The 22,650-nt window shown below is 38.8% G+C and carries 33 protein-coding genes; 30 read left to right on the top strand and 3 right to left on the bottom strand.

Annotated elements, in window-relative coordinates; all coding sequences use genetic code 11:
• Positions 1–5 precede the first annotated feature (5 nt).
• The 12 genes from HMPREF9009_RS12505 (at position 6) to HMPREF9009_RS12450 (ending at position 9,466) form a co-directional block, all read left to right on the top strand.
• Positions 6–335, top strand: a complete 330-nt coding sequence (locus HMPREF9009_RS12505; protein WP_049702398.1) for a hypothetical protein — start codon at positions 6–8, stop codon at positions 333–335.
• A gap of 61 nt (positions 336–396) precedes the next feature.
• Positions 397–729, top strand: a complete 333-nt coding sequence (locus HMPREF9009_RS12500; protein ID WP_049702397.1) for a hypothetical protein — start codon at positions 397–399, stop codon at positions 727–729.
• Between the two features lie 579 nt (positions 730–1,308).
• Positions 1,309–1,788, top strand: a complete 480-nt coding sequence (locus HMPREF9009_RS12495; protein ID WP_049703309.1) for a hypothetical protein — start codon at positions 1,309–1,311, stop codon at positions 1,786–1,788.
• 79 nt (positions 1,789–1,867) lie between these two features.
• Positions 1,868–2,326: a hypothetical protein gene (locus HMPREF9009_RS12490; protein WP_049702396.1), complete on the top strand. Its 459-nt coding sequence runs from the start codon at positions 1,868–1,870 to the stop codon at positions 2,324–2,326.
• Between the two features lie 54 nt (positions 2,327–2,380).
• Complete coding sequence (locus HMPREF9009_RS12485) at positions 2,381–3,361, top strand: hypothetical protein (RefSeq protein WP_049702395.1); 981 nt, start codon at positions 2,381–2,383, stop codon at positions 3,359–3,361.
• Positions 3,362–3,394: 33 nt separating this feature from the next.
• Complete coding sequence (locus HMPREF9009_RS12480; RefSeq protein ID WP_049702394.1) at positions 3,395–4,663, top strand: hypothetical protein; 1,269 nt, start codon at positions 3,395–3,397, stop codon at positions 4,661–4,663.
• A 66-nt stretch (positions 4,664–4,729) separates the two neighbouring features.
• Positions 4,730–5,431, top strand: coding sequence for a hypothetical protein (locus HMPREF9009_RS12475; RefSeq protein ID WP_049702393.1), 702 nt, complete (start codon positions 4,730–4,732; stop codon positions 5,429–5,431).
• A 2-nt stretch (positions 5,432–5,433) separates the two neighbouring features.
• A complete protein-coding gene (locus tag HMPREF9009_RS12470; protein WP_049702392.1) occupies positions 5,434–6,387 on the top strand; it encodes a hypothetical protein in 954 nt (317 codons plus the stop codon).
• Positions 6,368–6,859: a phospholipase D-like domain-containing protein gene (locus tag HMPREF9009_RS12465; protein WP_225474029.1), complete on the top strand. Its 492-nt coding sequence runs from the start codon at positions 6,368–6,370 to the stop codon at positions 6,857–6,859. The genes HMPREF9009_RS12470 and HMPREF9009_RS12465 overlap by 20 nt, the downstream gene beginning before the upstream one ends.
• Entirely contained in the window at positions 6,856–7,146 is a 291-nt protein-coding gene (locus HMPREF9009_RS12460) for a hypothetical protein (RefSeq protein WP_225474027.1), read from the top strand. Before HMPREF9009_RS12465 ends, HMPREF9009_RS12460 begins: the two co-directional genes overlap by 4 nt.
• Positions 7,146–7,748, top strand: a complete 603-nt coding sequence (locus HMPREF9009_RS12455) for a hypothetical protein (protein WP_049702390.1) — start codon at positions 7,146–7,148, stop codon at positions 7,746–7,748. Before HMPREF9009_RS12460 ends, HMPREF9009_RS12455 begins: the two co-directional genes overlap by 1 nt.
• Positions 7,745–9,466 carry a hypothetical protein gene (locus HMPREF9009_RS12450; RefSeq protein WP_049702389.1) on the top strand — a complete coding sequence of 574 codons (1,722 nt, stop codon included), beginning with the start codon at positions 7,745–7,747 and terminating at the stop codon, positions 9,464–9,466. The genes HMPREF9009_RS12455 and HMPREF9009_RS12450 overlap by 4 nt, the downstream gene beginning before the upstream one ends.
• Positions 9,467–9,513: 47 nt before the next feature.
• Here HMPREF9009_RS12450 and HMPREF9009_RS12445 read toward each other — a convergent pair whose 3' ends face one another.
• Positions 9,514–9,921 carry a helix-turn-helix domain-containing protein gene (locus tag HMPREF9009_RS12445; protein ID WP_049702388.1) on the bottom strand — a complete coding sequence of 136 codons (408 nt, stop codon included), beginning with the start codon at positions 9,919–9,921 and terminating at the stop codon, positions 9,514–9,516.
• 50 nt (positions 9,922–9,971) lie between these two features.
• Positions 9,972–10,265: a type II toxin-antitoxin system HigB family toxin gene (locus tag HMPREF9009_RS12440; protein WP_049703307.1), complete on the bottom strand. Its 294-nt coding sequence runs from the start codon at positions 10,263–10,265 to the stop codon at positions 9,972–9,974.
• Positions 10,266–10,875: 610 nt separating this feature from the next.
• On the opposite strand from HMPREF9009_RS12440, the gene HMPREF9009_RS12435 reads away from it, so the two are divergent.
• The 11 genes from HMPREF9009_RS12435 to HMPREF9009_RS12390 all read left to right on the top strand — a co-directional run bounded on the left by HMPREF9009_RS12435 (position 10,876) and on the right by HMPREF9009_RS12390 (position 17,212).
• Entirely contained in the window at positions 10,876–11,073 is a 198-nt protein-coding gene (locus HMPREF9009_RS12435) for a hypothetical protein (RefSeq protein ID WP_049702387.1), read from the top strand.
• The gene (locus HMPREF9009_RS12430) at positions 11,070–11,357 is read left to right on the top strand and encodes a hypothetical protein (protein ID WP_049702386.1); all 288 of its coding nucleotides are present in this window, start codon (positions 11,070–11,072) and stop codon (positions 11,355–11,357) included. Before HMPREF9009_RS12435 ends, HMPREF9009_RS12430 begins: the two co-directional genes overlap by 4 nt.
• Positions 11,358–11,381: 24 nt before the next feature.
• The gene (locus tag HMPREF9009_RS25800) at positions 11,382–11,570 is read left to right on the top strand and encodes a hypothetical protein (protein ID WP_118219903.1); all 189 of its coding nucleotides are present in this window, start codon (positions 11,382–11,384) and stop codon (positions 11,568–11,570) included.
• Between the two features lie 315 nt (positions 11,571–11,885).
• Positions 11,886–12,233 carry a hypothetical protein gene (locus tag HMPREF9009_RS12425; RefSeq protein ID WP_049702385.1) on the top strand — a complete coding sequence of 116 codons (348 nt, stop codon included), beginning with the start codon at positions 11,886–11,888 and terminating at the stop codon, positions 12,231–12,233.
• Complete coding sequence (locus tag HMPREF9009_RS12420; RefSeq protein WP_049702384.1) at positions 12,230–12,769, top strand: hypothetical protein; 540 nt, start codon at positions 12,230–12,232, stop codon at positions 12,767–12,769. The genes HMPREF9009_RS12425 and HMPREF9009_RS12420 overlap by 4 nt, the downstream gene beginning before the upstream one ends.
• Positions 12,770–12,782: 13 nt before the next feature.
• Positions 12,783–12,995 (top strand): hypothetical protein, encoded by a 213-nt coding sequence (locus HMPREF9009_RS12415; protein WP_049702383.1) that lies wholly within the window; start codon positions 12,783–12,785, stop codon positions 12,993–12,995.
• Positions 12,995–14,416, top strand: coding sequence for a hypothetical protein (locus HMPREF9009_RS12410; RefSeq protein WP_049702382.1), 1,422 nt, complete (start codon positions 12,995–12,997; stop codon positions 14,414–14,416). The genes HMPREF9009_RS12415 and HMPREF9009_RS12410 overlap by 1 nt, the downstream gene beginning before the upstream one ends.
• 1 nt (position 14,417) lies before the next feature.
• Positions 14,418–15,341, top strand: a complete 924-nt coding sequence (locus tag HMPREF9009_RS12405) for a DUF6712 family protein (RefSeq protein ID WP_049702381.1) — start codon at positions 14,418–14,420, stop codon at positions 15,339–15,341.
• Positions 15,342–15,345: 4 nt separating this feature from the next.
• Positions 15,346–16,212 (top strand): hypothetical protein, encoded by an 867-nt coding sequence (locus HMPREF9009_RS12400; RefSeq protein ID WP_049702380.1) that lies wholly within the window; start codon positions 15,346–15,348, stop codon positions 16,210–16,212.
• Positions 16,213–16,327: 115 nt separating this feature from the next.
• A complete protein-coding gene (locus HMPREF9009_RS12395; protein ID WP_049702379.1) occupies positions 16,328–16,663 on the top strand; it encodes a hypothetical protein in 336 nt (111 codons plus the stop codon).
• An 81-nt stretch (positions 16,664–16,744) separates the two neighbouring features.
• Complete coding sequence (locus HMPREF9009_RS12390) at positions 16,745–17,212, top strand: hypothetical protein (RefSeq protein WP_049702378.1); 468 nt, start codon at positions 16,745–16,747, stop codon at positions 17,210–17,212.
• Positions 17,213–17,569: 357 nt separating this feature from the next.
• Here the strand turns inward: HMPREF9009_RS12390 and HMPREF9009_RS12385 are convergent, their stop codons facing one another.
• Complete coding sequence (locus HMPREF9009_RS12385) at positions 17,570–18,118, bottom strand: hypothetical protein (protein ID WP_049702377.1); 549 nt, start codon at positions 18,116–18,118, stop codon at positions 17,570–17,572.
• Positions 18,119–18,213: 95 nt separating this feature from the next.
• Between HMPREF9009_RS12385 and HMPREF9009_RS12380 the strand changes: the two genes are divergently transcribed.
• The 7 genes from HMPREF9009_RS12380 (at position 18,214) to HMPREF9009_RS25985 (ending at position 22,511) form a co-directional block, all read left to right on the top strand.
• The gene (locus HMPREF9009_RS12380) at positions 18,214–19,620 is read left to right on the top strand and encodes a KAP family P-loop NTPase fold protein (protein ID WP_049702376.1); all 1,407 of its coding nucleotides are present in this window, start codon (positions 18,214–18,216) and stop codon (positions 19,618–19,620) included.
• A gap of 73 nt (positions 19,621–19,693) precedes the next feature.
• Positions 19,694–20,215, top strand: a complete 522-nt coding sequence (locus HMPREF9009_RS12375; protein WP_049702375.1) for a hypothetical protein — start codon at positions 19,694–19,696, stop codon at positions 20,213–20,215.
• Positions 20,216–20,230: 15 nt separating this feature from the next.
• Positions 20,231–21,184: an exonuclease domain-containing protein gene (locus tag HMPREF9009_RS12370; RefSeq protein WP_049702374.1), complete on the top strand. Its 954-nt coding sequence runs from the start codon at positions 20,231–20,233 to the stop codon at positions 21,182–21,184.
• Between the two features lie 350 nt (positions 21,185–21,534).
• The gene (locus HMPREF9009_RS12365; protein WP_049702373.1) at positions 21,535–21,780 is read left to right on the top strand and encodes a hypothetical protein; all 246 of its coding nucleotides are present in this window, start codon (positions 21,535–21,537) and stop codon (positions 21,778–21,780) included.
• Positions 21,777–22,130: a hypothetical protein gene (locus HMPREF9009_RS12360; RefSeq protein WP_049702372.1), complete on the top strand. Its 354-nt coding sequence runs from the start codon at positions 21,777–21,779 to the stop codon at positions 22,128–22,130. The genes HMPREF9009_RS12365 and HMPREF9009_RS12360 overlap by 4 nt, the downstream gene beginning before the upstream one ends.
• Positions 22,127–22,366 (top strand): hypothetical protein, encoded by a 240-nt coding sequence (locus tag HMPREF9009_RS12355; RefSeq protein WP_049702371.1) that lies wholly within the window; start codon positions 22,127–22,129, stop codon positions 22,364–22,366. The genes HMPREF9009_RS12360 and HMPREF9009_RS12355 overlap by 4 nt, the downstream gene beginning before the upstream one ends.
• Before the next feature lie 4 nt (positions 22,367–22,370).
• The gene (locus HMPREF9009_RS25985; RefSeq protein ID WP_182425263.1) at positions 22,371–22,511 is read left to right on the top strand and encodes a hypothetical protein; all 141 of its coding nucleotides are present in this window, start codon (positions 22,371–22,373) and stop codon (positions 22,509–22,511) included.
• The last annotated feature ends 139 nt before the right edge of the window (positions 22,512–22,650 follow it).

Raw genomic sequence — 22,650 nt, 5'->3', positions numbered from 1 at the left:
CAGATATGAAAATGCAGAGTTATAAAGATGTATTAGATGAAGTCATGCCTATCTTCCATAAGAACCCGGATCGATTTATGCGATTTTACCATGCAGTCAATAACATTCTGGCCGCTATTCCTGAAGGTGATAGCATTCGTATTGACGAACATTGCAAGCCGGCATCACGCGATTTATTCATAAAAATAGCGACTATGTATATGATGGAAGAAATGATTCGAAAGAACAGCTTAGAGGGTTTTCTGGAGTTTTCTGATGATTATAATGCAATTCGACATGTGCCGAAAATGGTACCGGCTACAACTAAGCCTCACTTCTACTCAAATCGCAGATGAGTAGATTATCCCAATTTATTACTCTGTAAATATACAAAATTCCGCTTTAACACGCAACATTATGACGATAAAAAAAGAGAATAAAATAATGGTTATCATCGCACCGACTGCAGATGACCGAGAACAACTCATGTCGCGCCTGGCTGTTCGTTTAGGATTTGCAAAAGTACCTTCAGATGGAAAGAAGATCATACGCAAGGACATCTATTCCATTGACCTATCAACTGCATATTTCGTATTATGCAGCAATTACAACTTTCGCGGTTCTATCATCACGACACAGAGACTATATGAGCTTGCAGCAAAAGGGATTTGCGTAGTTGTAGGTGTCAAATCTCTACCTCGTGAATACGAACTGATTTCTCAAGTGTTTTATCCTGATGACTTGCGTTAACATAAGTCGAGACATTTCTGTTATATACGCGATAGTATTATTTCCCGGTGCGCTTCAGCGTACCGGGTTTTCTTTTTTCGCTCCCCTCGCCTCCCCTTCATTCTATCAAAAACGTTTTGGACAAACGTGCATGGGAAGGCGAGAAACGTTGAAAAGGGCATATATATATTATTTTTATTTTTTATTTCTTTCTTAAAAATACCCTATCTAAAAATAGTAGAAAATTTTGTGCTTTCGTGCAAGCCCTGTATTTTCGTTATTTATTACATTAATAATCAAATATTTATACGATGCACGATTTTTGTACGAAACCGTACAATCCGTACAAAAGTGCACAAAATCTTATTTTGTACGGAGCATTATAATTTCGTACTGAAAAGTACAGCATTTTGTACGGAAATAACAAGTTGATATTCAATGGATAATATGAATATTTAAGGAAGTAATGTACTATTGCACAAAAAAATAGTACGCATTCACAAAGGGGTATTTGAATTAAACACATTTTTTATTGCCAAAGAAGTATTATTCAGTTCTTTTTTTGTATATTAGCTCCACACCTAAACCACTATGATTTATATGATTACTACTAAGATTGAAGTTCCCCCACATCTTAAGGAGTATCTGATCGGAAAGTTCTGTAATATGCAGGACTCTCCGATTCATTTCCCAGACAAGACTGATATCTATCACATAATCTATGATCTGCTTGAACGCCGCCCAATCAATATACCGCCTATTGATCAGGGTAATCTTGAGATTTATCTTCCAGAACGCAGTACAGGCAAAAATCCCAAGACCTACAACTATTTAGGAAAACGCTCACAAGTTATTCTTGTTAGAAAAATCGACCGGATGTTGTGGGCAGAAGTACATGATTTCCTGGACGAGCAGAAACACAGCTACGGAATTACATACATTAATGGAATACATAATTTCATGACAATGTATGGGATTGACTCCATCACGGAAGATGCGTTCAAGAAGAACTACTACCGATGGAGAGCTGATATTCGTCGGAAAGAGAAAAAAAGGGGCTATAATCGCCTAAAAAAATAACCTAGCAAGTGTAGTTAAATGTCCCTTTTTTGTTCGAAAAGTGTTCTAAAAATGTGTACTAATTGAAAATCAATAAATTATGAGAGAAATCAACAATATGGGAGGCATATTATTCGCTGATATCCTATACAAAAATGAAATATCCCTATTTGCTGTTCATCAGAATACAGCATGTATCCAAATTATAAAGGGACATGACTGGCATCGTCTCCCTACAGTGGGTATCATTGAATCTCCTACTGTTACCTCGAACGAATCAGCGGCAGGAATTACATATAAACATTCAGCAGCAATTAAACTTCCCCAAACATTGTTTGCTCCTGAAGCAGCAAATGATTTACGTAACAGAATAACAGAAGGGTGCATTTTGCGTTGTCAGGATCCTGCCGGAGACAAATATATATACGGAACCGGCACATATTTACTATTCGGAGAACTAACCAAGGTTATCGGCAAAAAAGTCACTGATTTTACAGGATATGAACTCAAATTATCAGGGACTTCACAATATCCTCTTTTACAGTATTACAGCCTGTAATCCGTCCTTCCATAGGCTTCTCAATAAATGTATCATTGCACCAAAATAAGTGCAATGAGCCAAAAACGTATTATTCTTTCTGATTCATCACTCAACTGCTACGGCTATCGGGTTCTTACTTCCGGAATGTCAATCGAAGCATTTAAGAAGAACCCTATCATGCTATATATGCATTTCCGCGATGAAGGTTCACCCTATTGGGGGGACTACAAAGCTATCGGCCATTGGGAGGATATACAACTTAACGGTGACGAACTTTCTGCCATTCCTATTTTTGACAAAGTTGATGATTTATCAAAAGAAATTGCCGCAAAATACGAAGCAGGGACTTTCAATGCCGCAAGTGTGGGTATTAAAATCATAGCTACATCAGCAAACAAAGATGTTCTGTTACCTGGTCAAACCAGAGAAACTGTCACTGAATGCGAGTTGAGAGAAGCATCGATTGTAGATATTCCCGCCAACTCCAATGCCGTTCGTCTTTATGACCGTTCCACATCCGTTCTCCTGGCAGCGGGTATGGACACGCATATCGTGCCAGAATTATCCAATCATACATCTAAAAATAAAATGAATCTCAAAGCAACATGGCCGGCTTTTCTCTCTTTTCTCAAAATCAATAAGGAAGATGCAGAAAATACCGAGTTATCAGCAGAAAGATTGGATTCATTACATGGTGAATTCAATCGTTTGAAGAGTGAACACACTTCACTGGTAGAGGCAAAGAAAGACGTAGATGAAAAGTTTGCATCTTCTGTCACAGAAATCAAAACCCTGAAATCAAGCATAGAAAGCAAAGATCAGGAGATTTTGCAACTCAAAAATGAAAGTACCCAGAAGGATGATGAAATCACCCAACTTAAAGAACAGGTAAACAACCTGAAGCAAGTTCCTGCACCCGGATCTAACGGACTCTCTCCGCAATCAGAACCAGGAGCAAGTGAGACTAAGGATGATTTATCCACCTTCTGCGAAAAAAATCCCGGAGATTATCAGGCCATCACCGAACGTCTGAAGCAAGACGGTCTCCTTTAATTTTAGTAACCACACCCTTAACTATTAAAAATCATGTCTACTCCCAAATTAATAGACGTATCTAAATTAAACCAAGCTCTTGTCACTTATGACAAGGGTCTTCGTGCTCTTCCTTTCGCAACTTTGCAGGAAGTAGCAGCTATACTGGGACTAAATGTCATGGATCTGCAAGGCAAACACGCATTGATCAATGAACGTCGTCGTGCCGGTGGTACCCAGTCTTACAAAATTGGAAAGGATTTCCGCCTTACTGACAAACTGCTTGGCTATGAACCTTCAGTTATCGAACCCAAAGATGTAGTCTGCATCACTAAGGAAAACTCTCAAAAGTATGATGACGGTGAACTACTGATTGTAGGAGGCGAACCGGTTAGCAACATTAACAAAAAACATCCACTGGAAACGCGTGTTGCTTTCACGTTAGTAAAATCACACATTGAAGATGTCGTATATGTACTCTATCATGCCGAACGTGACGAAGACTCTTCCTCACCGTCCGGAGCATTTGACGGTCTCTTCACTAAGATCGATATGCTGATTACCGGTGGTGATGTTAACGCAGCTCGCGGCAACTTCGCCCAATCAGGTCTTTTTGTTACCCCGACATCTGACACAGACTATGCAGCATACGAAAATCTAGTTGAATGGATTGGAGGAGCAAATACATACCTGCGTTCATCCAAGTCAGGTATTCCTCAATTACAATGTGCGGAAACAGTATTGAAAGCAGCACGTGCAGCTTTGCGCAACAAACTACGTATGCAGGAATATCCATCCATGCAACGCATGATTGAATTGCTCCGTGAAGATGCAATGTGTCCAGCATTGGAAATCGTATCTCATGAAGCACTTGGACAAGGTTCACGTCTGGTATTACAAAAGAAAGGAAATATGGACGTCGCATTCAACACACAGGCAGCAACCAAATTCTGCCAAATCCGCGATATCTACGAAGATCCGAACGAATGGCAATTCTGGTTACAAACCGGATATGACACTCGTATTCGTGACTGGCATGAAAAGGCCTTCCGCTGTAATGAGCAAAAGAATGAATCACTTGATTTGGCCGGTGATTATTGTAAAACCGGAGCTATTCAAGTGGATATTACCGGAGCCGACAACGGCACTTGGAGCATTCAAGGGAAAGCAGCCAGCCGCACTAATGGACAATGTATTTTGGGACTGGCTCCTGGCAATTATACTATTGAATTCAATGCTGTGGACGGTAAAAACAAACCGGCTAACAAACAAGTAACAGTAGTAGCGGGAGAAGTGGTAACCGCAACCGGAACCTACTCTTAATCTTCAATAACTAAAGAGTGGTCATGTTTGGCCACTCCTATTTATTTATTCTAAACTTTTATACAAATGAAAAAATACATTTATTTGATTCTCTGCGTTTTATTTGTAGCTTTGGTTATTACAGTCCCCGAACTGCATTCGCAGACGTGCCATCTCAATGGAGATACTTTAATCATGATGGCTGCCAGTCCCGCATTCGCTCCATTAAAATGGGAAGTTGGTCAAAACAACATGGGAGGTTATAAGGGAATGTTGCTTTTTGTTCCTTTTAATGCTCCTGAGACAGTGCCAACCGTACCGGATCCATCAAAAGCAACCAGTAACGAAGAATTAATAACGGCAGCCGGATCATTTACGTTTCCAGCTGAAGGAACTTACAAACAACCTATTTACCTATACAGTACCGAAGCAACCGTTGAATATAAAGCAGAACAGCAAGGAGAAGCCGACGGTATCAGCTATAAATGTACGCTCGGTTTCTTTTTCCCTGGCAATACTCCAGGAATGCACGCATTCAATGCACTAATCAAAAACACTCCAGGATATTATATCTTTGAAGATGCAGATGGCAAACAAATGATCCTGGGGCAACCCGGCTTGTATGCAACCACCGGACCATCTTTCAACGGAGGTAAAGCAAGAGCCGATCGTCGTGGTACCACTTACACAGCTACCGTAGACTCCAATTATTCAGCCATCTTCCTACAAACACCAATTGACATGGAAGTCATAGCAGGATTAAAACCCGCACCATCTCCAAGTGAATAATTATGACCAGACAAGAACAATTGACTCAATGGTTAGGCGACCGTCAGCGCAAATACGCTGACGGTATAGTTCTTTTCGAGGCACTCGCAAAGGAACCAGCCAAGAAAAGGTTCTCTGCTTATTTTGCAAAAGCTCCAGAAGCTCCACATATCTTCGATCCACATTTTACACAACTCGTCAATAGTCTCACGAAGATTGACAAGGAAATCAAATTTTCTCCTGCTATCTACCCGGCAGCAATGGAGGAAATAATCGTAGTAAAAACGATGAGTGATGACGAACGGAAAGAAGCGATCGAAAGCAAGAAACTGGAAATGATCAATCTGGAGACAATAATCACTGATATCCAATCTCGCGTTGACGAACTAGAAAGCGACAATGAAAATCATGCGGAAGAATTAGTCTCCCTTCAGGAACAATTCGAAGAAAAAATGTCTGAACTCACAGAACTACGTAATGAGATCAACGCCTTAAGTACACCAGGCGTTAAAATCATTACCGAAGAGTCACTCAATCCATCCATTCGCAAGGCCTACAATCGTATCAAGGAGATCGCCCCATTATATGCAAGCCTGCATAATGATGTCGCAAATCCGGAACTTCCTGTAGAAGAACGACAACCGATAGCTGAAGAACTATGCAAGCTCGACGACGAACGACGCAAATTATGGAAACAGATTGACTCCTGGGCTGAAGGAAAAGGAAATCTGCAATTAGAAGAAAAGAGACCGGAATTCAGTGAATACAGCATTGTGCGTGGTATTGAAATAGCCCGTCAAATCAAACGTTTGAAGAACAACATATCCAACAGTAAAGCAGCTGCTGACCGTGCTCAAAAAGATGGAAAACAAACCGTTATGCAAAATGCTTTAGACCGTATTGAGAAGTATCAGACAGAACTTGCCACATTGGAGGCTGAAATAGCACTAACACAAGGTGAAAAGATTTCAGGATAACTTTCCACTTGCATTGTGTCCAGATTCTATTGAACCGTTTATGCACAAGGGAGACTGGGCAATACATGAAGTATTGCCCTCTCTTTTATCTGCGATCGGCCCAGCAAAAGTGAAGATCATGACATTCAGTATCTCTGAAGATAGCCTACGCCCTCTTTTTTTTCTCGCTGACGAAAGAAAAATAGAAAGCCTGACACTTCTACTGGATATGACAGTAAAACGTCATAAACTCGATCTATTACTGTTTGCCTCAAATATTAGTCCGTCCATCCGAATTGATTCATGTCATGCCAAACTATTATTAGTCGAGAATAGGCAACATAAATTCGGGATTGCCGGATCTGCAAACCTTAATCAAAACCACCGATGGGAAAATGGTTTCTATTTTACCTCCGGAAAACATTACGAATACTTCTCACAAATGTTTAACCAAGCGTATGAAAATGCCATTCGCTATGATATATTAGAATGATGACCTTATCCGAAGAAGTTCTGCAACAGATAAAAGAAATGTCTTCCGCCCTCTTACCACCGGGGGAAATTGCCATTTTATTGAATATCCCAGTTGACCAACGGGACTTCTTCTGTGATATTTGCAAAAATCATCATAGTTCGCCTATCTATACTGCTTATCACCAGGGAAGACTTCAGACCAAGCTCAACCTCCGGAAAACAGTCATCAAACTAGCTATCGCCGGCAGTCCTGCAGCTGAACCACTGGCCGATAAATACATGAAAGAACAAAGTATTAATGAATAATGCCAAAGAAAGATCCCACATACGAACGAATTGAACGTGCTTTATTCAAAGACAAAGATGAAGCAACAACTCTCCTTTCACCCAGAGAAATGGAGATTAAGAAACGTATGATGTTGTGCGTAAGCAAAAAAATGGAAGAGCCACTAATTCCAGATACAGAACTGGTTAACTTTCTACTACACGGCTGTGGAGGAAATACGGAACCGGTCTCCCAATCGCAAGCCTACCGTGACATAGGCATGATTAACCGCCTAGTAGGAAACATACAACTTGCAGCCAAAGCCTGGTACCGGTATATGATTGTCGAAGGTGGAAAAAAGGCTTTTAATATGGCAATGGACAAAGAAGATGCAAAGGGAGCTGCTGCTGCATTGGATAAAATAGGCAAATATACACGTTCTGACAAGGAAGATGAAAAATTCGATTACTCGCAACTGGTACCTCCATCCTTTGAACCTTCAGATGATGTCACATTACTGGAGGGGCTCGAACCGATAGAGAATCTTGAAGAAGAACGAATAAGAATGCGCAGTATGTTTAAAGGAATGTTAAACAAGAAAGCAGTGGACACTCATCCCATTGAAGAGGAGGAAGAAGAATGAACACGCAAATCTCTCCTGTTCTATCCGCCTATGAACTAAGAAGAAAGCAGAATGAAGTCGTAGACAAATTCTTTAATAGAATGCAACGACAGGCAATGGCCATCAACGCACATGACGAATATATAGTCGCATCACGTGGTACCGGTAAATCGGAAGGAATTGATGCACGCATCATCCTACGGAATGTGTGGGAAATGCCAGGTTCTTTGGGTGGACTTATCTCTCCCAGCTATGCAAAAGCTTGGGGAAATACACTGCCGGCCATTTGCAAAGCACTTGCCGAATGGGGATACATACAAGGCATTCATTATGTTGTTGGTCACAAAGCTCCGGAAAGCATGGGATTCGGCAAACCAGTACGTCCAGTATTAGCTGATGGTTGGAATAATGCTTTCCATTTTTGGAATGGTACCGTCATGGTGATTCTTTCCTTTAACCAGGGAATGTCTGCAAATTCTATGTCACTTGATTGGGTGATAGGCCCTGAAGCAAAGTTCCTCAATTACGAAAAAATAAAGAGCGAAGTAGATCCCGCCAATCGTGGTAACCGGCAATATTTTGGAGACTGTCCTCACCATCACAGCGTCAGCTACTCTACAGATATGCCTACCGCTTCAATGGGGAAATGGATCTTGGATAAGATAGATGAAATGTCGCTGGCACATATCAACCTGATCCGAAACCTATATAAAAAAGTGCAGGAATATAAACGTAAGCCACTGACAGACCATGTGGTGCGCATGATTAAAGAATACCAGCATGATTTAGACTTGGCACGAAAATATCAACCACCTATTAAGCCACAACAGGGGAAGACTAAAGAATATACAGTTTTCTATGGTGAATATGACGTGTTTGATAACCTGGAAGTACTCGGAGAAGATTTCATCTGGCAAATGTATCGCAACTCTCCACCTCTTATTTGGCGTACAGCATTTATGAATGAACGTTTATTCCGGGTGCAAAACGGGTTCTATTCAGCTTTAGATGATAATATTCATTTCTACACACCCGGTGATAATGGACGGCTCCGGGATCTTGGCAGTAACTGGAGTAAATTAACAGCTTGCGGCTGTCTAGGCGACGGTGATCTTGACTTCTCTAAAGAACTGCATCTGGCATTCGACTCCAATGCCTCCATATCGACAGCTATTATCGGCCAGTTGGATAATCATACTATGCGTGTACTCAAATCTTTTTATGTCAAAACACCAAGCAAACTACAGGATCTAGTCAAAATGATAGCCGATTACTACCGACCAAAACTAAACCGTGATGTAGTGGTCTATTATGACCACACTTTTACTTGGGAATCCGGATCATCAACCGAAACTTACGCAGATATCATCGAACGTGTATTCAAAGAAAACGGATATAAAGTTACAATGGTATATGTCGGCCAAGCTCCTAAACATGAATGGAAACATCTGAATATCGACCTAACCTTGAAAGGAGATCCGCAATTCCTTTGGATCCAAATAAACCTGTATCAAAATGAGTTTTTGAAGATCGCAATGGAACAGACTGGAATTAAACAAGGAAAGAACGGATTTGAAAAAGATAAAACGCCTGAAGGAACACCCGATACTCCCGACAATCCAGACGAATACAAAACACACATTACAGATGCCTTTGATACGTTATGGCTAGGTATGAACTTCTATTTCACTCTACCGGGAACAAGTACTGGTGGTATATTCTTCTTAAACAATAAATAAAAAAGGTAGGCTTGATAAGCCTACCTTTAATTGAATCATTTTATTTATTACAAATTTTGAATAATCAAATTTGCATCAATATTAAGGTCTGTATATAACTTTTTAGCCAACGACACAGAAATTTTTCTTTTTCCATTCATTATTTGACTAAATACAGACTCATTTACCCCCAATAATTCCGCTGCATCCTTACGTTTTAAATTTCGACTATAAAAATAGTCTTCCATACATTGAATAAGCGGATTTTTCACTCTCAAAGGCAGAATATTCAAATAATTATCTTCATATTCTGCGCTTAGTTTAGCAAGACGGGATATTTCACGAACATATTCATTATCTTCTCCCGGCTCCAGCAATCCTTTTTTTGTTGCTTCTTTAATTAATACATCCATACGAGAACGTATTTCATCATACTGTTCTCGTGTTGTGATACAGTTGATGTTTTTGTCTGCCATAATTATTTTTATTAAGTTGGTTAGTCCAATTCAACTAACTGCTCGGAGAGTCAAATCTCCGAGCAATCTATTTTATCATATTCCTCGTGAGTACCTACAAACCTTAGTTCCATTACTCCACCGATGAATAATACAACAGCCACAATCCTATATTTGTTCCCTCCTATATTAAACACATATCTACCATTCTTCACGTAGTCTGCCGAAGGAAATGTGGCTTTCACATCATTATGACTTTGCCAGACAGCTTCCGCCACCTTCTCAACCCAAGCATTCAACGGTTTAACCGCCTGCGAATGCTTCCTTACAAAGTCACTTAACAACAATTTATTAGATAATATCATCTCAAATCTTATTTTATCGTTGCAAATATACAAATTAATTTGCAATATTGCAAATTAATTTTCAAAAAAAGAATATGAATCAACATCGTAGATCTTATATAAGCCCCAAATAACAATAAACAATCATTGCACCAGCTAATACTTCCATCCCCATTCACAGTAACCAATTCGTTCCACTATAGTGGAACTTAAAGTCAACAATGGTTTCCCTTTCGTTCGACCTAGGTGGAACGAAAGGGAAACAGATATGGAACGAACCAAGATTTCTTAATGAATCGCTTTTCTATTACCATGTAATTCTTTAGCCATCTCAATTACATACCATATCAACACATAGATTATTTCAAACTCAAAAAAAATCATATTCATTTTGTCTATTCAAAAAGAATCACCATCTTTGCAATGTCTTCCATTTGGTTCAGGCGAGTAGGCTCGCCATAATTGCTGCGGGCATTTTTTATGTCCATAGTATAAAATATAGTTCCGTCCCGTGTGGAGCGTTAATGCGCCCACTGCCTGAATCAGGTGGAAGACAACGGGGAGCGGAACTTTTTTATTCCCTCTCCTTCAATTAATCAACATATTGTTTCATTTTAAATTGTCTTCCAAAATGAAAAAGAAAAACCAAAGCGCAAACGGACGCTATATATCCGTAGAAAAACTTCAGAAAGCCCTTTCCAACATTTGCCTTGAAGTAGCAGAAGGTAACGAACGTCTCCGAGTGAATAAATCGCACAGAGGTATTGTAATCCACGCCAATGGAGGCACAGTCAATATTACATTTAATGGAAAAGGAGGCGAGCTATGAAGGAATATGTAGAACGAATTATCCCTTCGCAATGCCGCATTATAGACAATAAGTCAGGTTTCATTCATATAGAGGGAGAATCCGCCATTTTTGATATGAACGGAGTTTACATAGGGACAGCAGAATCAACAATAGGTTCTATCAGAGAAAACTGCATAGATGCTGTAATTGAAACGCTAACCAATTACAAGAAAAAGATTATTGCTAATCAAGATAAAAAATTCTCTTGTAAAATTATTAAATTTGATTTCAACAATAAGATAAAAAAAGTGAGTCAACGATGAGCCTTTATCAACACAATATTCAAAATGCAGAAAAGAAAGCTGTATGGCTATCTGTACGTTATGCATTCAATCAATTCAAATTCAACAGCAATGAACAGAGAACAAGCTCTAAAACTCGTAACTAAGCTGCTCAATCCAAATACTCCCGCTGACGAAAGACAACGGGCGGCAGCACAACTTCAAGAACTAATTAAAATTCTACTGCCGGAATAATCATTAGTTTCTTCATTAAGAAGCACAGGTTATCACATACCTGTGCTTTTTTCTTGTCTCATGCAATTCCCACAACAAAATTCAGAAAATTCTGATTATCAAATGAAGCAGTTGAATAAAGGGGAAAAATTTCCCCTTTATCTGTCGCAAGACCACGCACCGCCCTGAAAAAAAGTTTCGACCTAAAGTTTTTCAATTTCCCTTATATGCTGCACCTTAAAAAATGTAAAGAAAATTTATTTTACCAAAATCGGCTCTCCTCCCTGTCCTTTATCGCCTGCCATACACCTGATACCTTTGCTTAAAAAGAAGGTCATGAACGATGTCATTACACAAAACCTACTCACATTCTTGCTTGGTGGTGGTCTCTTGTCATCCATCACTGGAGTTATTACGCTCAAATACACCAAGAAGCAAGCAGAAGCCAAAGCTCTTAGTTCCGTACAAGATGTATATCAGGAACTAATCGCTGACCTGCGAGCTGACAAGGAGGCTATGAAAAAAGAGAAAATAGAAAGCGAAACAAAATGGACTTACCGTATAGAAAAGCTGGAAAGCAACCAGCTATCCCAAGATAAAAAGATAGCAGAAAACGAAAAAGAAATAGCTGATCTTAAACGATTCAAATGTGTAAACCTAACGTGTAACAACCGTAAACAATGAAACATCATGCACACACTCTCATCTATCTTGCTTGCCTTGCTATTGCCTGGCTACTGTGTAGTTGCCGTAGTACTCTTCAAAACAATCGTAGTACTCAAGAACAAAGCAATCTTTCTATCACAGATTCCGCACTGCGAATTAGAACCGAAGATACCTACTCACGATTCAACCTCAACCAAGAACAAACGGGTAAAGACTGGAAAGTTAAAGTTAACTTCGACACAACGAAATCAGCAGACCCATCTACCGGACTACCCCCAATATCGAATATCGAGATTGAAGGGAGCAAGACAACGATCAAAACTTTGCTTCAGAAAGATGACACTACACGTATATCTGATAAACAGGAAACAACGACTGACGTCACGTTTCAGCAAAACAAACAATCCGAATCCCAAAAGAATGCCAGCGGTTCTATCGCGGACGGAATTGATGATGGATTCAAGTATGGCTTAATCATTGGTATCCCAATATTACTAATCATTCTCATACTACCTTTTTATGCAAAGTATAGACAAAAGAATCCATCAAAGTAAGATATGGAAACTCATGGAGCGTAGACAAAACGGTAAGCCTATCGAATTCTCCATTGAATTCTGTAAAAAGAGCACAGGCGAACTTGTCACCTACGATCGTGCAGTATTGACCTCATTCCATAGTAGTGGAAGCACTATTAACGTATTACCTGCCGGAGAAGCTACTCCGAGAAAAATCCGCCGATGCCTTATCACCAAATTCAACAATCTCAAAGTATATTTCTAATGAAGCAACAACAACCCTCAATCAATCTTATAATGAAAGGCTATGATACTTATGCCGTCTTAAAAGGTGGAAAGAATGTTATCAAATTCAGTGATAACAGTGATATCGCCACTGATAAGAATCCTACACCTATCGAAGTAGCTCCCAAAGGAGAAAAGAATCCAATCAAATGGATACCACGCGGACGAAATAATCATATGCCTTATGACATCATGAAAAAAATCGGTACCAACGTCACCATAGGCAGCAATATCGAATTCAAGAATAAAGTTGTATTCGGTGATAGCATACTCGTCTATCGGAAATACCGGGACCCTAAAACGAGGAAAATAGTCAAAGAGGAAGTTCTTCCGTACGAGCAGCCGGAAATTTTTGAATTCCTTGAAAACAACAACTTCAATTTTGTCCGTATGGAGCTGGCAAACGATCTGGTTATATTCTATGACGGCTACCTGGAGTATATATTCAACAATGACAATAAATCCCCCAAACTCGTACAAATCAAAGCTAAGGAGTCCACTTGTTCCAGGATCAGTGAAATTGACGAAAAGACTGGTAAAAGCGAATGGCACGGTTATTCTGCAGAATGGCATACCGGTACACCAACAGATTTGATTGCCACTCCCCTGCTCGATCGGCAGACTCCACTACTCGACCTCAAAATGAGAATGGGACTTGCTCCCAATGACAAAGGAGAGAAAATTGTAGGAAAAGAACGGAGATTTATCCATAACCTCCGCATCTCTACACCCGGACGGTTTTATTATAGTCATCCATATTGGTGGAGTGTTTTTGCATCCGGCTGGTATGACTTCTCCAGTGCAATCCCTGTTTTCAAAAAATCATTGATTAAAAATCAAATGGCACTGCGGTACATTGTGTATATTCAAGAGCCTTTTTGGGAAAAGTTATTTGCATCTGAAGGCATAGTCAAAGATGACGAGAAGAAAGCACGCAAAGAAAAGTTCCTGAAGGATATGAATGATTTTCTTGCCGGTGAAGAAAATGCCGGCAAAGGCTTTGTCTCTCACTTTCGCTACGATCGTGTAAAAGGCTTTGAAGAAAAAGACATCATTATTACTCCACTCGAATCTTTCTTCAAAGGTGGTGAGTATATTGAAGACAGCGAAGAGGTCAGCAATATGATGTGTTACGGTATGGGCGTACATCCTTCGATAATCGGATCCGCACCAGGTAAGGGAAAAAGTATCAATGGTACCGAAGCACGGGAGTTATTTATCATAGAACAGGCACTCATGAAGATGTATCAGGATACAACATTGGAACCTCTCTACTTTGCAAAAGCCATGAATAACTGGCCTAAAGATATTTATTTCTCGGTGACTAATTGTCAACTTACCACGCTGGACCAAGGTACCGGAGCGACAAAGAATACAGGTTTAACCCCAGAAACAGAATAAAATGAACGCACTAATCCCCGACATCGACACCCTCAAAAAGGTAGTAAAGATCAACTCCTCACTGCCTTACGAATCAATCGAACCATACATCGAAGATGCACTGGATATATACATCAAACCGTATATCGGTAAAGCAACGATCAGTAAAGCTCATGAAGACAAAGGATCTGACTTATACAACAAACTACTGCGTGCCCTCGGCCCATTAACCCTGATGCTCGCATCTGATGAACTGGGTGTTATGTTCGGTGATGCCGGTATCACAGTAAGTAACGTGCAGGGACAGCGTTCTCCTGCCAGTGACACAAAGATCGCAGCAGCAAAAAAGAATCTCTGTTTTCGCGGAATGCAAGCACTTGACCGGCTAATATCATACCTGGAGGAAAATAAAAAGGATTATCCTGATTATGTTATCGATAATATACCCCGGTTTTGCTTCATTCGTAACGCAGCAGAATTCCAGGATCTCGGTATGGTAGACATTGATTATTCTATCCTATCTTATCGTATCATGTTCCCTACCATTCGTCAACTTCAGGAACACAACATTCGAGAAATGATTACGGATAAAGTCTATGACATACTCAAAGAAGCTCTTTCAGAAAATACCGAAACGCCCAAACAACAAGTACTTATTGACTATATCATCCGCTACTTAGCCAATAAAACTGCCGAATTATATACCTCACAGAAAACAACCGAACAACATGTAGCCGGCAGAACGATCGAATATACTCCCACTATTCGACCAATCTATCAAGACCCGGACGCAAACGGCATTTTTTTTGCAGACCAGGCAACTTATTATTCAGGGAAAATACACACTTATCTGGCCGAAAATGCGGAAGAACTGGGAGTTGAAACAACGTCACAAGCTATTGACTTCAATTCTAAAGAAAAGAAACTATTCACCTCAATATCGTAACACTATGCATACTATACGAATTAATGATGATACATACACACTTCCAGGAAGTTGGGACGAACTCACCCCGAAACAGCTTCTTTATCTAGTCAAACTCACAAAGTCAGATATACCGGTAGAACAAGTTAAGGTATACATGATGCTTTATTGCCTGAAAGCTCATGTATGCCGGCATAAGAAAATATTTAAAGAGTATGTACGTATCAGAATTTGGCAAGAAAGTCCAACAGTCCGCTTCTATGTCCGTCACCATAGCTGTCTTCTTCATCCGGAAGAAGTATCAATGCTTGCCAACTTGTTTGACTTCCTTATTTGTTCGGAAGAAGATAGTTCATTGCCCATGCGCAAATACTATCACCTGACACCGGATCTGACAAGCAACCCATATCCAACCATCCATTGCCGACTTTGGAAATTCATCGGCCCAGAAGATCAGTTGCTTGATATTACCTTTGAACAATTCATGTATCTACAGACCTATCTTGATGCAATGCGTTCAGATCCAACGAAGATTGACCACCTACTAGCCTGCTTGTGGCATCGTAATAAGGTATTCGACATTAATCAATTAGACAAAGATGCAGCCATTCTTCACCATCTTCCTGAAGACAGAAAAATACTCATGTATTGGTATATTTTAGGAAGTCTGTCATGTATGGCCAATTCCTATCCGCGTATTTTTTCAGGAGAGGGAAAGGGTAGTTACGGTCGCGTATTCGACGCACAGCTCCGCCTTCTTGATTCCCTGGCACAGTCCGACATGACTAAAAAGCCGGAAATCCGAAAAGGTCTTTTACTTGATGCCCTATATTCGATGGACGAATCGATCAGACGTAAAGAGGAAACCGAAGAAAGTCTAAGAAACAGATAAAAGTTTGTTAGTAGCAAACAAACAAACAATAAAAAGTTTGTTAGTAACAAACTTTTTATATATATTTGCAGTGTCAAACAAACGCGGGTGACGTCCGCATAAGTTCTTTTATATTATGGAACAATTGTTCGAGGCTATCCTAAAGATAGCAAATGCGAATCCTGATGGATTCACGGTTGACCTCACAACCTTAAAAAAGGTCACAAAAGGTATTTCAGTCGCCTATCTTGAGACTCAAGACAGTTTCGGAGAAGAAGGATTGAAAAGAGTTCTTAATCATGCTTTGATGCACGAAAAGAAAGTCGGTGGATGGCTTAACGAAGAAAACAATCAGTTTTATTTCGACTCCATCAGGATTTTCACCAACCTTGAAGAAGCCAAGCAATTCGGGCGTGAAAACAAACAGATTGCTATTTTCGACATCGGGCAAATGAGACTCATCAAATTGTGATCCGGAGGGGCGAAAGCCCCTCCATTACAAAGTATATTGCATTATTAAATACCCGATTATCAAATCGTAAATTGATGAATTATGAAGAATTTAGACTTACTACCTCTCTCTGCCGAGAGTAAAAAGCGAATCGACGAATTCGCAAAGCAGTATCAACGTTATGGACATATATCCATAGAAGTAGTCTCTTACTCCGATGGCCGACTAATCGTCCGTGCGGAACAAAAAGACTTAGTGAATGACAAGTTCCTTACCAAAAAGGAATTAACTGAACGTGTACGGGAAATGTTTAAGGGAGAAATCCCGGATGAATGGAAGCTGACTGTATCAGCTGTTAACTTTGACCGTAAGGATATCGACAGCATTACCGTTGATTGGATTAAGAAGCGTATGGAAAAGCTCGGATTAAAAAGTAAACACCTAAGCAACTATACAGGCATCGACAAATGCACTGTGTCCTCTCTTCTATCCGGTGATAAAGAGCTAACTAAATGGCATAAGGTAGCCCTCTACTACTTCTTTAAGTATTATGAAGTAGCCAATTTCTAATCACAAAAATATATAGCAAAAGGAAAGCGGAGCAAAAAACTCTGCTTTCCTTTTGCTATATATAGAAAAAATCGTACTTTAGCCGTCGCCCAATATCGTTATAAAAACATGAATCCCTTACCATAGTGTAACCAGGCAGCTGGTTCCGGAAATAACACCGGTGGGCGCACTGTAGTGAGGGATTCGCCCGTTTAACAATGAGATATACTGATAATATCACCGTTCTATCTTTAAAGGATAGTCCGCGAAATTCTTACTGCTGCAATGCTGATGGTTCTACAGATGACCCAGTTTCACTGCCTGACATCACAAGTGATACTCCTATTCAAACAAATGGTTTAGATACTAGCGATCTGATCAATAAATAGCAAATGCTATTAAAAAGGAAGTGACAGCCACAAAAGAGCCGAATATCAGAAATGCAAGAGAACGTTTAGTATATTCGACTCTTTTTTTATTCATTGCCTCCTGTGCAGTTATCTTTTGCTGAAGTACAACTAGCTCATCACTAACTACCTGTTTCTTTTGATCAATATCTTTATCTTTCCCTTTAAAATAAGCTATATATTGCGGTATAGTAAACTTATCAGGTTCTTTTCCTGGTGCAAGAAGAGTATGTGGTTTAATGACATGATAAATATAACCAATAGAAATAGATGTAAAAACAACAATAGACAAACATCCGGAAGTCAAAGCTGCATCATCATTTGCACTCAAATGCGTAAGAATATATCCTATTGCAGCTGTTAAAATGCCAAAGTAGATAGCAAACAAAGTATATCCCCTTTCAGTTATAAGAGATTCTACACGGACAAGATCATTATGGCGAGCCATAGCTTGTTCATAATACCATTCGATAAGCGATAAATCGATTACTTTTAATTGTTCTACTGTGAGTCTTTCCATTGTCTATCAAATTTTGAGCTAAAATACATTTTTCTATTGGCATTACAAATATATTACCACTATCTTTGTTGCTGTAACAAATAAAACTATAATCTATGAAATGCAAACTTGATAAATTAGAAATACCAGCTGATCAACCTTTCAAGAATTGTAAACTGGATCGGGAGAAGTATGCAGAAATACTTAAAACAATCATTATTACATATCAAAAAGGCTTCGTTTTGGCCATAAATGGCAGATGGGGAACAGGAAAAACCACATTTGTAGAAATGTGGAAAGCATATCTTGAACTAGACGGACTCCGCACACTATATTTTAATGCCTGGGAAAATGATTTCATATCAGATCCTCTTATTGGATTACTTGGGGAACTAAAGAAAATGAATCCGCAAGAAAAAGCAGAAAAAGCATTAGAATCAGTCATAAATACTGCAGGAAAAATCGTACTGAAAGCGGCTCCTGCAATGTTCAAAGGAATAATAAAAAGATATGCTGATGAAGAGGTAGTTGATATAATTTATGATGGTATTGAAGAAGGAGCTTCAATGTTGAAAAAAGAAATAGAAAACTACGAAAACCAAAAACGTAGTTTGGGAGAATTTCGGAAGGAACTCGAAAAATACGTCAATGAATTCTGTGAAAAGAAACCACTGATATTTATCATAGATGAACTTGATCGATGTAATCCACATTATGCAGTCAAAACTTTAGAACGGATCAAACATCTTTTCAACATACCTAATATAGTGTTTGTCTTATCCATAGATAAGGAACAATTAAGTAACTCCGTACGTGGATATTATGGGAGTGACCTAATAAATGCTGATGAATATTTGAAAAGATTTATCGACATAGAATATACTTTACCCGATCCTAATGTAGACAGTTTCAGTAAATATCTATATGATTATTATGATTTCAACACTATTTTTTATCGCATCCAAGATCAAATACCACCGAATAGTTTGGGTAGCCGAGACGATTTATTATCAACAACAAAAACGATTTTCAAATACAAAAAATTAACATTAAGGCAAATTGAAAAAATTTTCACCAACGCCCGTTTATCATTAAATATATTTATAAATGAAAATAACATATATCCGGATTTGATATACTTGCTATGTTATCTTCGAATTTGCGAATCTGATTGTTATGAAAAGATTATCCATGAAGAATATACACCACAAGAGCTTCTTAATCAAATCGAAGAAATTTTTCCAAAAGAAACATTCTATTTGGAGCCAGCAGGTTATCGAAATGAACGTTTTTACTACACAATAGCACTCCTTTTAAAAAGCTATACAACTATTTTTGGGGAAGAAAGGTACAATAATATTGTATACTATAGCGGCAACCTCCCAATCACAACCTTAAAAGTCAAAAACATGAATGAAAAAATTTTTATTGAAGCCTTAGAATGGGCCGATGTTCAACCAAGTATCAGATTTTTAGAATACTTTACCACTAAAATTAATCTATTGGATAATATTCAAATTTGATAGTTATTTCAAAAAAAAGAATATCATACAAACAAATCCCATATCTTTGTTGCTGTAACAAATAAAACCACACATGGAAACAAAAAAATTAACAGCTGCCGAAAGCACTCTAGCAGCTATGTCAAAAACAGTGCTAGTGTTAGGTATCATAGGTTCAATCGTAGTCTTCTTCTCGTCATGTATTGCGTGGGAATATTCCAGATACTCCGGAGGTATAGTTGGAGCAGATGGAATCAATTGGTTAGGATTCCCAGCCCTTATCTATTGTGTCATGGGTACCTTGATTGGATGGTCTGTGCTTGCTATTCTCGTTGAAATCGCAATCAATACCCGGACAAACAATTCTCAATCTAATTGGAAAAAAGACTTTGCAGTGATGGTAGCTACTGGAGAAAAAGGGAAAGCAAAAGAAATTCTTTATCGTGGCATCATGGAATCAGAGGAGTTTAAGCGGGTATTAACCGGTGGAAACGAAAACTACCATAAAGAATGTATAGACGCTTTAAATAAGAAATACAGTGATTACCTTAAGGCTATCGATGAAGACGTATTCATAAATGTGGATGAGAACAAAATATATAAAGCATTTAAATAAAAATCTTAATATACTATGGAAACATATGATTTTATAGCTATTGATTTTGAAACGGCTAATGAACAACGAGATAGCGCATGCCAAATAGGAATTACTACTGTAAAAAACAATCAGATACATGAAGTAAAATCATGGTTAATCAATCCTGTACAATCATTCAACTATTTCAATACAATGATACACGGAATAACAGAAGAAATGGTACAAGATCAACCTACATTTAAAGACATATGGCCTGAAATTGCTCCTTATTTTGGAAATGACGAAGAAGGTAGTATCATCGTTGCTCATAATGCTACCTTTGATATAAACGTTCTTCTATGTATGCTGGAACGATACAAAATAAACATTCCTAAGGGGATATTTCTTTGTAGCCTAGCAATAGCCAGAAGAACCTGGATACAACCGTCTTATAGCCTTTCTTCTTTATGCCAAGCTTTTAATATCCAACCGGGAAAACATGATGCAGGAGAAGATTCCAGAGCCTGTGCAGAAATTACTCTGTTAGCAGCTAAAGAAAAAGGAATAGACTTAAGTAAACAAATTGAATCCGAAGAAGACTTTAACAATATAGAAAATAAATTCCAAGTTCATCTTGGAATATTTAATGAGAAAGGTTATATTCCTTGTACATGCAAACAAAAACAAAAAGCAAATCAAATAAGAGCAATCAAAGGAGATGAGACAAAAAACAATCCTGACTCCATTTTCTACCAAAAATATGTAGTATTTACTGGAACATTATCTTCAATGAAAAGAATCGAGGCCCAACAAATAATTGCTGATATAGGAGGTATAAACCAAAGTGGTGTGAATCGAGATACTAACTTTTTAATTGTTGGACAACAAGATTTCCGAGTTGTTGGAGAAGATGGCATGAGTAGCAAGCAAGAAAAGGCTATTAAAATGATAGAAAAAGGGGCTGAACTTGAAATCTTGTCAGAAGATGATTTTCTACACTCCATATAATAGAAAAAAAATCCTATTCATTTGGCACTATCAGATATTATCCTCATATTTGTAGTGCCAAATCAAATGATAGATAATCTATCCCGATGAGCAACGGTTAGATGCTCAATACGAAATTGGGCTTTTTTATGTCCATCAGTTTGCTTCCGATATTAATATTGTTTGCAAATTCATATACGAAATAGTAGAAGTTTATTTATAAACGAATACGGCTGTCTTTCTTCTCGTTGTATTACAGCTCTTCGGGGTTATACTACATTTGGTTTGGCGACTACGGGAAATTGGCAGCCGTTCGTGTACCGTCTAGGTACACGAAAACTTGCCAATAACAGCCAAACCAAATGTAGTATATGAAACAAGTAACCCAGGGCACGAACTACGTGCCCTCATTCCGCACAGGAACAGACGTAAACACGCTCCAACAGCGTTACTTCCGTGAATTGAAAAAAGAATGCGCTATCAACTCTGCATCGGACGCCTATTACGTCTCTGCAATAGCCTGCTTCTGCCTGACCTTTATCTTTCCCCCTGCTGTAATTGGCGCAGTTCTCTGTGTCTACCGAGCAAAGAAGTGTCAGAAAGGGGGTGAATCATGATGTTCTTTATTCACCATGTGCAAACATATAAGAACGTAAATCGTAAGGGTCAGGAAATGTGTGAATTTGCCCAGGCATACGACGGTATTCTAGTACAAGATGAATGTGCTATGGATTCCCTAAAATGCGAATTCGAAGAAGTTGTCAAGGAATTGAATGAGAAATACCCTAATCAAAAAAAACTCAAATTCAATGGGCATAATGGAGACTCCTCCGGTGGACAATGGAGTATAAAACTAGGAGACGATGATAGCAATCCTGTATGTTATATCTCATACAGTAAAGTACGCGGTCATTATTCTTTTGGAGAAGGATCTCACCTACTGGAGCAGAAAGGAGACCAGCCATGATACCAACAGAAATCAATGGCATCATCCTCACCGATGATTGCATTGAATCAATAAAAACTATCCAGGAAGGAGAATATTCATGGATGGAAACCACTTTGGAAAAAGCTATTGACCTGGCTCTTGATATAGACTCTCCGGACATCGATTCCACTAATCGACTAACACTTATTTCTGAAATCAGAATAATAAAAAAGCATATTCAATCAATAAGCAGTATTCAACACCCTAAAAAATAACATTATGAATAGACATGAAGCCTTACGGTTAGTAAACAAATTACTGGATCCGGAAACACCAATGGACGAAAAGCAGCGTGCAGCCGCACAACTTTCTGAATTAATTCGTATCTTGCTTCCAGAATCAAACGAAGAACAAAAATGATCTTAACGATAATAACTATATCCGGAATAGTACTTCTGTGCCTGGCATTCTTTAAAGCCTCACGCTCAATCCTTGCAAAAGTATTTTGGCTTCTGCTCATGCTTACTTTGCTAGCACTATTCCTGTTCTTATAACCTAT

Source organism: Bacteroides sp. 3_1_13, assembly GCF_001185845.1.
GTDB classification, from domain to species: Bacteria; Bacteroidota; Bacteroidia; order Bacteroidales; family Bacteroidaceae; genus Bacteroides; species Bacteroides xylanisolvens.
This window is presented reverse-complemented; position numbering and strand designations above follow the sequence as displayed.

Bases quoted from the DNA above. Each gene is read 5' to 3' on its own strand.
- HMPREF9009_RS12370 (WP_049702374.1), top strand. From the start codon at position 20,231: ATGGAAACATATGATTTTATAGCTATTGATTTTGAAACGGCTAATGAA.
- HMPREF9009_RS12430 (WP_049702386.1), top strand. From the start codon at position 11,070: ATGAAGGAATATGTAGAACGAATTATCCCTTCGCAATGCCGCATTATA.
- HMPREF9009_RS12415 (WP_049702383.1), top strand. From the start codon at position 12,783: ATGGAGCGTAGACAAAACGGTAAGCCTATCGAATTCTCCATTGAATTC.
- HMPREF9009_RS12475 (WP_049702393.1), top strand. From the start codon at position 4,730: ATGAAAAAATACATTTATTTGATTCTCTGCGTTTTATTTGTAGCTTTG.
- HMPREF9009_RS12460 (WP_225474027.1), top strand. From the start codon at position 6,856: ATGATGACCTTATCCGAAGAAGTTCTGCAACAGATAAAAGAAATGTCT.
- HMPREF9009_RS12480 (WP_049702394.1), top strand. From the start codon at position 3,395: ATGTCTACTCCCAAATTAATAGACGTATCTAAATTAAACCAAGCTCTT.
- HMPREF9009_RS25800 (WP_118219903.1), top strand. From the start codon at position 11,382: ATGCAGAAAAGAAAGCTGTATGGCTATCTGTACGTTATGCATTCAATC.
- HMPREF9009_RS12395 (WP_049702379.1), top strand. From the start codon at position 16,328: ATGGAACAATTGTTCGAGGCTATCCTAAAGATAGCAAATGCGAATCCT.
- HMPREF9009_RS12425 (WP_049702385.1), top strand. From the start codon at position 11,886: ATGAACGATGTCATTACACAAAACCTACTCACATTCTTGCTTGGTGGT.
- HMPREF9009_RS12485 (WP_049702395.1), top strand. From the start codon at position 2,381: ATGAGCCAAAAACGTATTATTCTTTCTGATTCATCACTCAACTGCTAC.
- HMPREF9009_RS12435 (WP_049702387.1), top strand. From the start codon at position 10,876: ATGAAAAAGAAAAACCAAAGCGCAAACGGACGCTATATATCCGTAGAA.
- HMPREF9009_RS12445 (WP_049702388.1), bottom strand. From the start codon at position 9,921: ATGGCAGACAAAAACATCAACTGTATCACAACACGAGAACAGTATGAT.
- HMPREF9009_RS12440 (WP_049703307.1), bottom strand. From the start codon at position 10,265: ATGATATTATCTAATAAATTGTTGTTAAGTGACTTTGTAAGGAAGCAT.
- HMPREF9009_RS12355 (WP_049702371.1), top strand. From the start codon at position 22,127: ATGATACCAACAGAAATCAATGGCATCATCCTCACCGATGATTGCATT.
- HMPREF9009_RS12450 (WP_049702389.1), top strand. From the start codon at position 7,745: ATGAACACGCAAATCTCTCCTGTTCTATCCGCCTATGAACTAAGAAGA.
- HMPREF9009_RS12380 (WP_049702376.1), top strand. From the start codon at position 18,214: ATGAAATGCAAACTTGATAAATTAGAAATACCAGCTGATCAACCTTTC.
- HMPREF9009_RS12410 (WP_049702382.1), top strand. From the start codon at position 12,995: ATGAAGCAACAACAACCCTCAATCAATCTTATAATGAAAGGCTATGAT.
- HMPREF9009_RS12405 (WP_049702381.1), top strand. From the start codon at position 14,418: ATGAACGCACTAATCCCCGACATCGACACCCTCAAAAAGGTAGTAAAG.
- HMPREF9009_RS12495 (WP_049703309.1), top strand. From the start codon at position 1,309: ATGATTACTACTAAGATTGAAGTTCCCCCACATCTTAAGGAGTATCTG.
- HMPREF9009_RS12500 (WP_049702397.1), top strand. From the start codon at position 397: ATGACGATAAAAAAAGAGAATAAAATAATGGTTATCATCGCACCGACT.
- HMPREF9009_RS25985 (WP_182425263.1), top strand. From the start codon at position 22,371: ATGAATAGACATGAAGCCTTACGGTTAGTAAACAAATTACTGGATCCG.
- HMPREF9009_RS12375 (WP_049702375.1), top strand. From the start codon at position 19,694: ATGGAAACAAAAAAATTAACAGCTGCCGAAAGCACTCTAGCAGCTATG.
- HMPREF9009_RS12470 (WP_049702392.1), top strand. From the start codon at position 5,434: ATGACCAGACAAGAACAATTGACTCAATGGTTAGGCGACCGTCAGCGC.
- HMPREF9009_RS12490 (WP_049702396.1), top strand. From the start codon at position 1,868: ATGAGAGAAATCAACAATATGGGAGGCATATTATTCGCTGATATCCTA.
- HMPREF9009_RS12365 (WP_049702373.1), top strand. From the start codon at position 21,535: ATGAAACAAGTAACCCAGGGCACGAACTACGTGCCCTCATTCCGCACA.
- HMPREF9009_RS12455 (WP_049702390.1), top strand. From the start codon at position 7,146: ATGCCAAAGAAAGATCCCACATACGAACGAATTGAACGTGCTTTATTC.
- HMPREF9009_RS12390 (WP_049702378.1), top strand. From the start codon at position 16,745: ATGAAGAATTTAGACTTACTACCTCTCTCTGCCGAGAGTAAAAAGCGA.
- HMPREF9009_RS12420 (WP_049702384.1), top strand. From the start codon at position 12,230: ATGAAACATCATGCACACACTCTCATCTATCTTGCTTGCCTTGCTATT.
- HMPREF9009_RS12360 (WP_049702372.1), top strand. From the start codon at position 21,777: ATGATGTTCTTTATTCACCATGTGCAAACATATAAGAACGTAAATCGT.
- HMPREF9009_RS12400 (WP_049702380.1), top strand. From the start codon at position 15,346: ATGCATACTATACGAATTAATGATGATACATACACACTTCCAGGAAGT.
- HMPREF9009_RS12385 (WP_049702377.1), bottom strand. From the start codon at position 18,118: ATGGAAAGACTCACAGTAGAACAATTAAAAGTAATCGATTTATCGCTT.
- HMPREF9009_RS12505 (WP_049702398.1), top strand. From the start codon at position 6: ATGAAAATGCAGAGTTATAAAGATGTATTAGATGAAGTCATGCCTATC.